General features: G+C 70.8%; 12 protein-coding genes. 7 read left to right on the top strand and 5 right to left on the bottom strand.

Features of this window, described 5'->3' with window-relative positions; translation table 11 throughout:
- Positions 1-249 precede the first annotated feature (249 nt).
- Positions 250-423 carry a hypothetical protein gene (locus ACFYXH_RS34075; protein WP_385307609.1) on the bottom strand — a complete coding sequence of 58 codons (174 nt, stop codon included), beginning with the start codon at positions 421-423 and terminating at the stop codon, positions 250-252.
- Positions 424-674: 251 nt separating this feature from the next.
- Here ACFYXH_RS34075 and ACFYXH_RS34070 point away from each other — a divergent pair, with 251 nt between their 5' ends.
- Entirely contained in the window at positions 675-1511 is an 837-nt protein-coding gene (locus ACFYXH_RS34070; protein ID WP_389571373.1) for an SDR family oxidoreductase, read from the top strand.
- Here ACFYXH_RS34070 and ACFYXH_RS34065 read toward each other — a convergent pair.
- From ACFYXH_RS34065 to ACFYXH_RS34050, 4 genes are all read right to left on the bottom strand, one after another.
- Entirely contained in the window at positions 1483-2937 is a 1455-nt protein-coding gene (locus ACFYXH_RS34065; protein ID WP_389571370.1) for an SDR family NAD(P)-dependent oxidoreductase, read from the bottom strand. The two genes, ACFYXH_RS34070 and ACFYXH_RS34065, sit on opposite strands and share 29 nt — an antisense overlap.
- Before the next feature lie 190 nt (positions 2938-3127).
- The gene (locus ACFYXH_RS34060; RefSeq protein ID WP_389571367.1) at positions 3128-3856 is read right to left on the bottom strand and encodes an SRPBCC domain-containing protein; all 729 of its coding nucleotides are present in this window, start codon (positions 3854-3856) and stop codon (positions 3128-3130) included.
- 15 nt (positions 3857-3871) lie between these two features.
- Positions 3872-4021, bottom strand: coding sequence for a hypothetical protein (locus tag ACFYXH_RS34055; RefSeq protein WP_389571364.1), 150 nt, complete (start codon positions 4019-4021; stop codon positions 3872-3874).
- Entirely contained in the window at positions 4018-4638 is a 621-nt protein-coding gene (locus tag ACFYXH_RS34050; RefSeq protein WP_389571361.1) for an ArsR/SmtB family transcription factor, read from the bottom strand. Before ACFYXH_RS34050 ends, ACFYXH_RS34055 begins: the two co-directional genes overlap by 4 nt.
- A 539-nt stretch (positions 4639-5177) precedes the next feature.
- On the opposite strand from ACFYXH_RS34050, the gene ACFYXH_RS34045 reads away from it, so the two are divergent.
- From ACFYXH_RS34045 to ACFYXH_RS34020, 6 genes are all read left to right on the top strand, one after another.
- Positions 5178-7331: a hypothetical protein gene (locus tag ACFYXH_RS34045; protein ID WP_389571357.1), complete on the top strand. Its 2154-nt coding sequence runs from the start codon at positions 5178-5180 to the stop codon at positions 7329-7331.
- A 141-nt stretch (positions 7332-7472) separates the two neighbouring features.
- Complete coding sequence (gene pelF / locus ACFYXH_RS34040; protein WP_389571355.1) at positions 7473-8972, top strand: GT4 family glycosyltransferase PelF; 1500 nt, start codon at positions 7473-7475, stop codon at positions 8970-8972.
- Positions 8969-10330 (top strand): hypothetical protein, encoded by a 1362-nt coding sequence (locus ACFYXH_RS34035; protein ID WP_389571352.1) that lies wholly within the window; start codon positions 8969-8971, stop codon positions 10328-10330. Before pelF ends, ACFYXH_RS34035 begins: the two co-directional genes overlap by 4 nt.
- A 51-nt stretch (positions 10331-10381) precedes the next feature.
- Positions 10382-11383 carry an SDR family NAD(P)-dependent oxidoreductase gene (locus ACFYXH_RS34030; protein ID WP_389571350.1) on the top strand — a complete coding sequence of 334 codons (1002 nt, stop codon included), beginning with the start codon at positions 10382-10384 and terminating at the stop codon, positions 11381-11383.
- A 69-nt stretch (positions 11384-11452) separates the two neighbouring features.
- Positions 11453-12166, top strand: a complete 714-nt coding sequence (locus ACFYXH_RS34025) for a sugar phosphate nucleotidyltransferase (protein WP_327327385.1) — start codon at positions 11453-11455, stop codon at positions 12164-12166.
- A gap of 8 nt (positions 12167-12174) precedes the next feature.
- Positions 12175-13071, top strand: coding sequence for an NAD-dependent epimerase/dehydratase family protein (locus ACFYXH_RS34020; protein WP_389571346.1), 897 nt, complete (start codon positions 12175-12177; stop codon positions 13069-13071).
- The last annotated feature ends 39 nt before the right edge of the window (positions 13072-13110 follow it).

Raw genomic sequence — 13110 nt, 5'->3', positions numbered from 1 at the left:
CCGATGATTGAAGCGTGACGGAGGCCTGTCAATGCTCTTCACCGAGCAGAGGGCAACTTTCTCGCCGCAACCATCGGATGAATCACCGTGACCTGCGGGAAGGGCTGACGCGACAGTCGGGGCCTCAGCGGATCTCCAGCGCCACTCACTCCGCCTCAACCTGACGTTCGTACGCGCCGATGTTCGTACGCGCTGACCGTTCGTACCCCCTGCCGATGTGGCCAGGGGGTACGCGGCGAAGCGATCCGCTCAGTCGATGCCGGGCAGGATATGCGGCTCCGCGAGGTCTTCCTCGTAGCCGGCCAGCCGGATCGGTGCTGATCGGGCCCAGACTTCAAGGCTGCCGAGTTCTTCGGGCCGACCGGCCCGCTCGCCGCCTCGTTCGGGCGGTCGCTTTTCATGCTTCGTCACTTCTGTTGTCACCGCGCACTCCTCTGTGTCGCGTAACTGGGACAAGGGCAGTTCGGTCGCGGTGGCGCCGTCACTCGGGCGGGACCGCGGCCTGGTTGCAGACTTGTCCCAGGACGGCCAAGGGGTTTTCGTGGATCCCTTGGTGGCGTCCGTTCACCCCAGAGTAACCAAATGAGCGCGAGCCCGCTCGATGGGGCCTGTACATCGACTCAATTCCGGCCAACGATCTGTCCCTGTCCGGGGCTTCATGGGATCGTACGCAGATGACTTCCGGGCGCGCACCACGCAGCCTCGAGGGCAGGACAGCCCTGGTGACCGGGGCTTCCCGGGGAATCGGCTTCGCCATCGCCGATGCGCTGGCGGAGGCGGGAGCCGATGTCGTGGTCACCGCACGCGATCCGGACGGTGTGCGCACGGCCGTGGCGGAGCTGCGCGGCGCGGGTGCGCAGGCGGTCGGCTGCGCCGGCAGCGTCGCCGATCCGGCCCATCTGGATCAGTGCACGCAGCTCGCGGTACGGGAGTTCGGACGCCTCGACATTCTGGTCAACAACGCTGCCACCAACGCTCCTTACGGTCCGCTGATGAAGGCCGATCCGGACGAGTGGCGGCAGACGTTCACGGTGAATGTGGAGGCGGCGCTGCGACTGGTGCAGCTCGCCTGGCGGGCCTGGATGCGCGAGCACGGCGGGGCCGTGGTCAACATCTGCACCGAGGGCACGCATGGGGTCGGCCCGCAGGTCGGCGCGTACGGCACGAGCAAGGCGGCGCTGCTGCACCTCACACGTCAGCTCGCCGGCGAACTGGCCCCGGCCGTACGGGTGAACGCCGTCTCACCGGGGCTTGTACGCACCGAGATGGCGCGCTTCGTCTGGGAGGGCGCCGAGCGGCGGATCGCCGAAGGCCTGCCGCTCGGCCGGATCGGCGAGCCCGGCGATGTGGCGCGGGCGGTGCTCTGGCTCGTCTCCGACGCGGCCGAATGGGTGACGGGGGCCGATCTGCTGGTCGACGGCGGTACGAGAGTGCGCGCGGCGGCGGGCTCCGGCTCGTACGCCGTCCACGAGCAGCTGCGGGCTACCAGTTCGCCGGAGCGTAGTCCTTGAGGAAGCAGCCGTAGAGCTCCTCGCCGTCCTCGCCGCGCACGATCGGGTCGTAGACGCGAGCGGCGCCGTCGACCAGGTCGAGCGGGGCGTGGAAGCCCTCGTCGGCGAGGCGCATCTTGTCGGGGTGCGGGCGCTCGTCGGTGATCCAGCCGGTGTCGACGGCGGTCATCAGGATGCCGTCGGACTCGAACATCTCCTGGGCGCTGGTGCGGGTGAGCATGTTCAGCGCGGCCTTGGCCATGTTGGTGTGCGGGTGGCCCGCGCCCTTGTAGCCCCGGCTGAAGACGCCCTCCATGGCGGAGACGTTCACCACGTAGGTGCGCTTGGCCTCAGCGGCTGCCATCGCCGGGCGGAGCCGGCTGATCAGGATGAACGGCGCGGTGGAGTTGCAGAGTTGGACCTCGAGCAGCTCGACCGGCTCGACCTCCGAGACCGTCTGGACCCAGCTGTTGGTGTCGTGCAGATCGGGAACCAGACCGCCGGCGTCGATGGCGGTGCCCGCCTCGATCCTGGCGAGCGAGGCGGAGCCGGTGACCAGTGCCAGTTCGGTGACGTCCTGGGCGGTCAGGGCCTCGCCGCGGCCGACGGGCAGCGCGGCCTGGGCGCCGCTGCCGAAGGCGCCGATGACGTGGGAGCTGGGCAGCTCGCCCGCGGGCAGCGGCGCGGACTCGGCGGCGAGGAGTTCGCTGTACGCCTGCGGGGAGCGGCGTACCGTCTGCGCGGCGTTGTTGATCAGGATGTCCAGCGGGCCCTCGGCGGCCACCGAGTCGGCGAGCGCGACGACCTGCGCCGGGTCACGGAGATCGATGCCGACGATCTTGAGGCGGTGGATCCACTCGTCGCTGTCCGGCATCGCCTTGAAGCGGCGGACGGCATCGCTGGGGAAGCGGGTGGTGATGGTGGTGTGGGCGCCGTCGCGGAGCAGCCGCAGCGCGATGTACATGCCGATCTTGGCCCGGCCGCCGGTGAGGAGGGCGCGCCTGCCGCTGAGGTCGGTGCGGGCGTCGCGGCGGGCGCGGTTCTCGGCCGCGCACTTCTGGCACAGCTGGTGGTAGAAGGCGTCGACCTCGACGTAGCGGGTCTTGCAGATGTAGCAGGACCGGGGGCGCTGGAGTATGCCCGCGATCTCGCCGGTGACCGACGAGGACGGCAGCAGGCCCTCCGTCTCGTCGTCGATCCGTTCGGCGGAGCCGGTCGCGGTGGCCTCGGTGACGGCCTTGTCGTGGGCGGTCTTGGCGGCGCGGCGGTCCTGGCGGCGGCGCTGCTTCACGGTCCGGTAGATGCCGGCCGTGGCCCGGCGTACCGTGATCGCGTCCGGGTGGTCGACATCCAGCTTGTCGAGCTCGTCGAGCACGCTCAGGCAGACGGCCAACCGCTCCGGGTCGATGCCCGGACCGAACACCGGGCTGTCCTCTGTCACCGTCATCGCTTTTGCCGTTCCTCGATCACTCGTTCGCCGTAGCGCCCACTCAGCAGTTTCAAAAGCGCAACTTTACTGAGTGATGAGGTGTGGGCAAAATGCCGGGATCCGCACCGGTCCCGGCACGGCGAGGGGCCCGGCCGGGATCCGCACGGATCCGCACCGGCCGGGCCCTTCTCCTCCGGTTCTCCCCCGGTCACGCAAAGAGGCCGGTGAGCCAGGTCTGCCAGGCGTCCTCGTTCTTCTTGGCGTCAGCGCCACTGGCGAAGTCGTGCACGCTGACGCCGACCGGCGCTCCGAAGTGGTTCCGCCCGAAGACGCGGTACATGGCCTCGTCCGTGCGCAGCCCGATGAAGTACGGGTTGCGGAAGTCGACGACCGCGTCGACCGGACCGGCGCCGGGCACCTCGACCCGTACCATGGCGCCCTGGGCCGCGTCGTCCGGCAGTCCGAGCCCGCGGCTGACGATCTCGAGTCCGCCCGGGGCGTTGGAGGCGGCGGGAGCATTGAGGGTCGCGAAGGTGGCGGTGCGGCCGGTGAAGTGCTTGAGGTACTGCTGCAGGGTGTGCAGATAGAAGTCGGTGTGCTTGTTGGCACCGTCGTACTGGTTGTCCCAGTCGTCGACGAAGATGCCGCTGTGCACATAGCGCACCCAGGAGCCGCCGCCCTCGCGCTCTTCAATGACATGCTCGAGCTGGTTGAAGGACTGCTGCGGCGCGTCCTCCGGGCTCTCGGTGCGGCCGGTCAGATGCCGTGGCGGGTCCCATGCGGTGACGGTGCCGCCGAACGGCGCGGCGCCGCCCTCCCTCGGCTCGTACTCCATGGGCCACAGCCAGCCGCCCGTGCCGGTGGTGATCGCGTCCCACACCTGCTCGGGACTGGCGTCGACCTCGAACTCGCGGACGATCTCGAATTCCTTGGACATGATGACTCCTGATATTCAGGCGCTCCTGGGCGCGTGGATCACGTGGTGGACGCCCGAGCCGAACGTCGTGGACCGGACGACCTCGAGCGGGGTCTTGGCGAGCCCCTCCTGGAACAGGGGTTTGCCGCTGCCGACGACAACGGGGTCGATGAGCGGCTTCCTCATGACGACTCCTCGATGGCTCTGGTGGCAGGGGGATCGGGCTTGACGGTGGGGTGGAGCGCGACGACGATCCGGTGCTCGCGGCCGCCCTCGGCGTTCTCGTCGTGGTATTTGGCGATCAGGGCGCCGACGCCGTGTGTCAGTTCCTCGACGAACGCGGCCCGGTCGGCGGCCGATGCGAAGCGGACCTCGCCGTCCAGCGCATAGGTGGCGAGCCGCTTGCGGGCCTTGGTGGCCCCGGTGATCAGCGCGCCGACATCACGTACGAGACGCGCGGCGACGGCGAGCATCCAGCGCGCCGAGAGCTGGTCGCGGAAGCGGGCCGGGTCCGGCTGGACCGCGGCCAGGGCGAGCGGCGAGATCACATACGAGGCCGCCGTGGCCCGCATCAGCCGCTCGGTGACATTGCCCTTCCTGCGCTCGCCGGCCAGCTCGACCAGGCCGTGCCGCTCCAGCGCCTTGAGGTGGTAGTTCACCTTCTGGCGGGGCAGTCCGACACGGCCCGCGAGCATGGCCGCCGACGCGGGCCCGGTGGCGAGCTCGGCGAGCAGCCGGGAACGCATGGGGTCCAGCGAGACGGCGGCAGCCGCCGAGTCCTCGATCACGGTCACGTCCAACATGGCTCCACCCTCTCACCGACAAATAAATTTGTCCAGACAGAATCGCTTGTCGGCTGACGGGATTGTGGAATCCACGCGCCCGCTCTCAGGTGCGACCGCTGGTGCCGTGCGGCGCGTGTGGGCGCACCGGGAAAGCCGGCGACCGGCCGCGCCCGCAGAGCGCGGCCACGGCGCAACGTTGGCTGAATCCAGCGAGTCGCGCCCCAGATTCTTCAGTGGTCCAGACCCTTGAAGGTCACCCGGCGCCCGGCAACCGCTTTCGGACGTTCCGACCTGGATGCCCGGTCGCGTCCCGGGTGCGGGCCGCCCTTTCGCAGAGGCGCGAAAGGCAGTAATTCCCCGACCATCCCGGCGGCCGCTTCGCAGCCACTTTGCGCCAGGTTTCACAATGCCCACACAGATCCCCCAAAAGGCACCTCACTATGTGATCCGACAGAGAGCGGGACACGCGGGGCGTCGCCGGGACACGTCGACCACCGCAGGGGGGCAAGGGCATACCGGGCCATGTCCGGCATGCCCTTCAGGGGAGGAACACATACATGGGGCGCACCGTCCGCACGGCTGCCTTGTCCACTACGAGCGCACTTCTGCTGGCGCTCGCCGCGCCTGCCACCGGGGCCGTCGCGGCACCGGTGCCGCGTATCGATCTGAAGGTGCTGGTGGTGGACGACGGGGGTCCCGCCACCGCAGCCATCGCCGCCGAACTCGACGGCTCAGGAACGCCGTACACCCTGCTCGATCTTTCCGGGACGAACCGGCCGGTGATCGACGCGGGCTTCCTCGCCGACACGGTGGACGGGCGTCCACGCGCCAAGTACCAGGCCGTGGTGCTGCCCAGCGACAGTCCCGCCGGAGTGGGCGCCGCCGAGCTGGCGGCGCTGGCCTCGTACGAGCAGAGTTTCGCGATCCCGCAGGTCGACGCGTACACCTACGCCCGTCCCGAGGTCGGTCTGGACTACCCGGTCAACGGCGGGTACAGCGGCTCGCTGGACGGTGCGCGGGCCGAGGTGACGGCCGCCGGCAAGGCCGGTCCCTTCGGTTATCTCGACGGGCCCGTGCCCTTCGAGGACAACTCCCCTTCCGTGGGCGAGAGTTACGCACATGTCGCCAGGCCCGCAGCGGGCGCGGACTTCACCAGCTACGTCGAGGCACCGCTGCCCGGCTCGCAGCAGCGCGGTTCGATCGTCGGCGAGTACCGCCACGACGGCCGCCGCGAACTCGTCGTCACTTTCGTCTACAACCAGTACCAGCAGCAGTTCCGGCTGCTGGCCCGCGGCATCGTGAACTGGCTGACGCAGGGCGTCATGATCGGCGCGGCCCGCAACTACTTCGCCGTCCATGTCGACGATGTCTTCGCCGCCGACGACCGCTGGGACAGCGTGCTCAACTGCACGCCGGGCGACGTGGACTGCTCCCCGGGCCAGGGCGGCGAGCCGGACCCGATCAGGATGACGGCCGCGGACGCGCAGTACGCGGCCCAGTGGTCCGCCACCAAGGGCTTCACACTGGACATGGTCTTCAACGGCGGCGGCAGCGAGCTGTTCAAGGAGGAGAACGCCGGCAGCGACCCGCTCGCACAGCAGCTCACCGCCGACAGAAACGCCTACCGCTGGGTGAACCACACCTACAACCACCCCTTCCTCGGCTGCGTCCAGAACGTCACCGTCGTCCCCTGGGTGTGCGCCAAGAACGCCGACGGCAGTACGCAGTACGTCAGCCAGGCTGAGATATCCGCGCAGATCGGCGACAACCGGGCCTGGGGCCAGCGCGCCGGACTCCCGCTGCAGACGGACGAGTTGATCACCGGTGAGCACTCCGGAATGAAGATCCTGCCGCAGCAGCCGGACGACAGCCCGAACCTCGCGCCCGCACTCGTCGCCAACTCCGTCGGCTGGCTCGGCTCCGACAACTCCCGCGACCCCGCCCAGCGCCAGGTCGGCCCCGCCCGCACGGTGCCCCGCTACCCGATGAACGTCTTCTACAACGCGGGCCACACCCGCGAGCAGATCGACGAGTACAACTGGATCTACACCAGGGCCTCCGACGGCGGCAGCGGCATCTGTGAGACCGCGGCCAACTCCACCTGCCTGGAGGAGCCGCTCGACACGGGCACCGGATACGCGTCCTACGTGGTCCCGCTGGAGGCCCGCATCGGCCTCGGCCACGTTCTCGCCAACGACCCGCGTCCGCACTACATCCACCAGTCCAACCTGGCCGAGGACCGTATCGCCTACCCGGTGCTGAACCGCATCCTCGACGACTACGCGGCGCTGTACGCCGACAACACCCCACTGGTCAATCTGCGCCACCGCGACATCGGCGCGGAGCTGCGCGACCGTGCCGCCTGGAACACCGCCGTCAAAGCGGGCCAGGTGACCGCGTACCGCATCGGCGACGCCGTCACGGTGCAGGCTCCCAGTGGGGTACGGGTCACCGCCACGATGCCGGCCGGCACCCGGCAGAACCTGTTCCTGGGCACCACCGGCTTCGGCAGCCCGTACGCCGGTTCGGTCTCCGGCTGGGTCACGCCCGGGCTGCTCCAGGACCGGGTGAGCCTCTCCCTGCCCGCCGCCGCGACGCCGGCTGCCCGTACCGCGAAGACGCCGAAGGCCACGCCGGTCCCGCCGGCCGCACCACGGCTGCCGCTTCCGTCGGGCGTGCGCCAGCGCGTTCCGTACGGCGTGACGGGCTGACAACCGCAGCACCAGCAAAAGACGAACTTCTTGCGGTCCCGGGGCCCAGCCCTGCCCCGGGCACCGCGGCATCCACGCGCCCCCGCCTGCCCGACGGGCGAGGCGCCCCTTCCCTTCTCGCACCCAGGGGAGCAGTTCCACATGGCCGAGCCACTTCGCGCGCCGCGGTCCGGCGCGCATCTGGTCACCCTCCTCACCGAAGGCACCTATCCGCACAGCCACGGCGGCGTGAGCGTGTGGTGCGACCAACTCGTCGGCGGAATGCCCGACTTCGACTTCCAGGTCATCGCGGTGACCGGCACCGGGCGGGAGACCCTCGCCTGGGAGCTGCCCGCACATGTCTCGCCGCCCGTTTCCGTCCCCATGTGGGGGCCCGACCCGACCGGGGCCGCGCCGCGCGGCAGAAGGCTGCGGCTGCTGATGGCCGCCTACGAGAAGTTCCTGACCTCGCTCCTCGACCCGGCGGCCGAGGCGCACTTCGGACCCGCTCTGTACGAACTGGCCCGCTCGGCCCGTGACGGTGTGCTCGCACCCGCACTGCGCACCGACCAGGCCGTGCGCACCCTGGTGGGCGTCTGGAACCGGCCCGACCTGCCGGTGTACGCATCCCGGCCGACACTGCACGACGCGCTGACCGCCACCGACCTGCTGGAGCACGCACTGCGGCCACTGGCGGCAACACCACCGCAGCACGGCGTCGCCCACGCGGTCAGCGGCGGCATCGCGGTCCTGCCGGGTCTGGCGGGCAGGCAGCTGTACGGCGTACCGCTGCTGCTCACCGAGCACGGTGTCTATCTGCGCGAGCGCTATCTCGGCTACCGCACCGGCCCCTACCGCTGGCCGGTGAAGGCGTTGCTGCTCGGCTTCTTCCGGCTGCTCGCCGAGGAGACGTACCGCGTGGCCGCGCTGGTCACACCCGGCAACCGCTACAACCGCCTCTGGGAGGAGCGCGGCGGCGCCGATCCGCAGCTCATCCGAACCGTCTACAACGGCGTCGACCCTGCGGCCTTCCCGCCCGCCGGACCCGAACCGGACGCGCCCACGCTCAGCTGGGCCGGCCGCGTCGACCCGATCAAGGATCTTCAGACGCTGATCCGGGCCTTCGCGCTCGTACGGAAGGAGATACCCGAGGCGCGGCTGCGGCTCTTCGGCGGCACACCGCGCGGCGGCGAGGCGTACCGGGAGCGCTGCGAGGCGCTCGCCGCCGAGCTCGGACACGGCGATGCTGTCACCTTCGAAGGACGAGTGGAGGACATACGCGACGCCTACGCGGCGGGCAATGTCGTGATGCTCTCCAGCATCAGCGAGGGCTTTCCGTTCACGCTGATCGAGGCCATGTCCTGCGGGCGCGCCACCGTCTCCACCGACGTCGGCGGAGTGCGCGAGGCCGTCGGCGACAGCGGTCTTGTCGTACCGCCACGGGAGCCGGAGGCGATGGCCCGCGCGGCACTGGAGCTGCTGCGCGATCCGCAGCGCCGCGGCGAGATGGGCGAGGCGGCGCGGCTGCGGGTGATCGAGCAGTTCACGCTCCGGCAGACCGTCGACACCTTCCGCTCCATCTATCTCGAACTCGCCCTGGGCACCGCCGAATCGGCGACCGGATCCACGGCGTCCCAGCAGACCGTCGGGGTACTCGCATGAGCGGCCCGCTGCGCCTGGTGCCGGGCGAAGGCGACACCCTGCCGGCCGTACCCAGGCCGCGCAGCAGGACCCGCGCCCGGCCCAGCTGGGCGGCGGACCCGATCGACGAGCTGGCCGAGCGCCTGGTCGAGCAGGTCGCGGTCGCCGTCCACCCGTACGAGGTGGCCGCGCTGCTCGAATCGGACGGCCTGACGGGGGATCAGATCAGCGAACGCTACGCGCGTCCGGATCTGTTCACGCTCGCCGAGGACCTCTACGCACGGGTGCCGCGCCACTACCCGGAGCCGCCGCCCGCACCCGACCCCTGGCGGCCCGACCATCTGCGCTGTGCGCTGCGCGGTCTGGTCTTCGCACTGCCCGGGCTGGCGTATGTACTCGGCGCCGGGCTGTGGCACGGCACGGCGGACGTCTCCGGGCTGATCGCCGCCGCGCTGGCGGCCTGGGCCTGGAACCAGGCGCTCAGCCACCGCGCGTATCTGCGGCTCGCGGCCGAGGGGCGGGCAGCCGCCGGGCGCACCCTGCGTATCGGCGGCCCGGCCGGAGCTCTGGGGGCCGCCGTCACGGGTCTGCTCGTCTCGGGCCCCGGTACCGGCGCGGCGTTCGCCGCCGGACAGTCCTGCTATCTCGCCGCGGCGAGCGTTCTGCTCGTCCTCGGCCGCGAACGCGTACTGCTGCTCACCCTGCTGCCCGTCGCGGCAGGCGCGGCGGCGGCCTCGGTGTGGCGGCTCCCGGTGCCGCTCGCGCTGGGGCTGCTGCTCGCGACGGTGACACTCGCGGTCGCGGCCGGCGGGCATGCGATCCATGGGACGCTGCGGTCCGCGCCCACCGCCGCCGGAGCCAGGCCCAAGCTGCTGCGTTCGCTGCCGTACGGACTGTTCGGGCTGGCCGCAGGAGTGCTCGCGGCGCTGGCCGGGGCCGGCGATCCACGCTCGGTCGTCGTCCTCACGCTCAGCATGGGCTTCGCCGAGTGGCTGCTGTACCGCTATCGCTCGCTCGCCGTCGCCGCACTGCGCGAGAGCACCACCTCACGCGGCTTCACCCTGCGCGCCTGCCGGGCCCTGGCGCTCTGCCTCGGCGCGTATCTGGTGGTGCTCGCGCTCGGCGCGCTGGTCGCCGGGACCGGGATCGCGCCGCTGCTCGTCCTGGGCGCCGTGCTCTGGACAGCGCTGCTGCTCCAGGCGTTCTCGGTGGCCTGGATGCCTGCCGCCGTCTGTCTCGTCGCCGCGGCCGCCGAGGCCGTGGCGCTGCCCGCGGGGCTGCCATCGGGCCCTGTCCAACTGATCTGTCGTACCGCAGCGGCGGCCGTTCTGGTCGCCGGGGCCTGTCGGCTGTTCGGCCGGCCCACCGCACACCGCTGACCGTGTTCTGACACCACCGCACCCGACCACCGAAACAGAGGAGCAGCTTTCGTGACAACCAACGCACTTGTCGCCGTCACCGGAGCCGAGGGCTTCATCGGATCGCATCTGACCGAGACGCTCGTCGCCGCCGGCTTCCGGGTCCGCGCCATGGCCCAGTACAACTCCTTCTCCTCCTACGGATGGCTGGAGACTCTCTCTCCCGACACCCTCGACCAGGTCGAGATCGTCCTTGGGGACGTCCGCGACCCCGGCTCCGTGCATCAGCTCGCCGAGGGCGCCGAGGCCGTCTACCACCTCGCCGCACTGATCGCGATCCCGTACTCGTACCGGGCCCCGCACAGCTACGTGGACACCAATGTCACGGGCACTCTCAATGTGCTGGAGGTGGTGCGCAAGCTGGGGATCCCCCGTCTGGTGCACACCTCCACCAGCGAGACGTACGGCACCGCGCAGACCGTCCCGATCACCGAGGACCATCCCATCAACACCCAGTCCCCGTACGCGGCTTCGAAGGCCGGCGGCGACCGGCTCGCCGACAGCTACCACGCCAGCTTCGACACTCCCGTGGTCACCCTGCGCCCGTTCAACACCTTCGGGCCGCGCCAGTCGATGCGGGCGGTCATCCCGACCGTCATCGGCCAGGTCGCGGCGGGCGAACGGGTCATCACGCTCGGGGATCTCCGCCCCACACGGGACTTCCTCTACGTGAAGGACACCGCACGTGCCTTTCTCGCCGTCGGCACCGCGCCGGCCGAGGACGTCGTCGGCCAGACCTTCAACGCAGGGACCGGCAGTGAGATCTCGATCGGCGAACTCACCCGGCTCATCGGCAAGTTGATGGACGCCGATCTCGACGTACGCGAGGACGAAGAGCGCATCCGGCCGGCGGGCTCCGAGGTGATGCGGCTGGTCGCCGACGCCGCCCGGCTGCGCGCGGCCACCGGCTGGCAGCCCGAGCTCGACCTGACGGACGGGCTCGCGCACACCATCGGCTTCTTCCGCGACCCGGCGAACCTCGCCCGCTACAAGACCGGCATCTACAACGTCTGACCGCGGTCGACCACCGCGTCCGCAAGCGCCACCCAACAGAACACCGACAGTACTGACAGGGGAGTCTTCATGCACGCAGTGATCCTCGCCGGAGGCAAGGGCGTCCGCCTCCGCCCGTACACCACCGCGTTACCGAAGCCGCTGGTGCCCATCGGTGACCAACACGCGATCCTCGAGATAGTGCTGCGCCAGCTCGCCGCCGCCGGCTTCACCAGCTGCACCATCGCCATCGGCCACCTCGGACACATCATCCGCGCGTACGTCGGCAACGGCTCCCAATGGGGCCTGCGCGTGGGCTACTCCACCGAGGACAGCCCGCTCGGCACCATGGGCCCGCTGCTCACGATGATGGACCGGCTGCCCGACGAGTTCCTCGTCATGAACGGCGACATCCTCACCGACCTCGACTACGGGGACGTCATCAGGCAGCACCGGGAGTCCGACGCACCGCTCACCGTCGCCACCTACGCCCGCAAGGTCGCCATCGACTTCGGGGTGCTCACCACGGAGTCGGGCAAGGTCGTCGGCTTCGCCGAGAAGCCGAGCATGGACTACCGCGTCTCCATGGGCGTGTACGGGCTCAACCGGGAAACCCTCGCCGGCTACACGCCCGGTCTGCCGCTCGGCTTCGACGAGCTCGTACTGGACCTGCTCAAGGCCCAGAACCCGCCGCACGCCTACGACTTCGACGGCTACTGGCTCGACATCGGCCGCCCCGACGACTACGACCGGGCGAACGCGGAGTTCACCACCCACCGCGGTCTCCTCCTCAAGGGAGCGTGAGAGGTTCCGTGCGCATCCTCCTCCTGGGCTCCACCGGATTCCTGGGCGGGCACACCGCCGAGCAGCTGCGCGCCCTGCCGGGCGTGCGGCTGCTCGTCGGCGGGCGGTCCGCGGCGGCCGATGTGCCCTTCGACCTCACCGCCGGTCCCGGCGTCCTCGCGGACGCGCTGCACGCGGCCTCGCCCTCCGTCGTCGTCAACTGCGCGGGCGCGGTGGCCGGCAGCGCCGTACACCTCACCGACATCAACGCGCGCGGTCCGGCCGCGCTCTGCGAGGCGCTGCGGGACGCTGCACCGGGCGCCCGGCTCGTCCATCTCGGCTCCGCCGCGGAGTACGGGCCGACCGCACCCGGCTCGCCCGTCGCCGAGTCGGCCGCCACCAGGCCGCTGAGCCCGTACGGAGCCACCAAGCTGGCCGGTACGGTCGCCGTCAACTCCTCCGGACTCGACGCGGTCGTGCTCCGGGTCTTCAACCCGGTCGGTCCCGGCGCGCCCGCCGCGGGGCTGCCCGGACGGCTCGCCGGCGAGCTACGGCGGGCCGGTGACGAGGGCGCCGTCCAGGTCGGCGACCTGTCCGCGCACCGTGACTTCATCGACGCACGGGACGTCGCGGACGCGGCCGTCCGCGCGGCGACGGCTGCCGGGCCACTGCCGCCCGTACTCAACATCGGCAGCGGCCGCGCGACCGCGGTGCGCGAACTGGCGGACTCACTGGTGCGGGTGGCCGGCTTCCGCGGCCGCCTCGAGCAGACGGGCGACGGCTCGGCGCGTTCGCCGGCCGTGTCCTGGCAGTGCGCGGACATCGCGGCGGCGCGTGCCGCGCTGGACTGGCGACCGGAACGCACCTTGGACGACTCCCTCACCGCCCTGTGGGAGTCATCGGCCCCGGCCGGGGCAGCCCGATGACCGGGGCGACGGGGCCGGTCGTGTGCTTCGACGGCTGGG

The sequence above is a fragment of the Streptomyces sp. NPDC002730 genome, assembly GCF_042888805.1.
Classification (GTDB): domain Bacteria; phylum Actinomycetota; class Actinomycetes; order Streptomycetales; family Streptomycetaceae; genus Streptomyces.
This window is presented reverse-complemented; position numbering and strand designations above follow the sequence as displayed.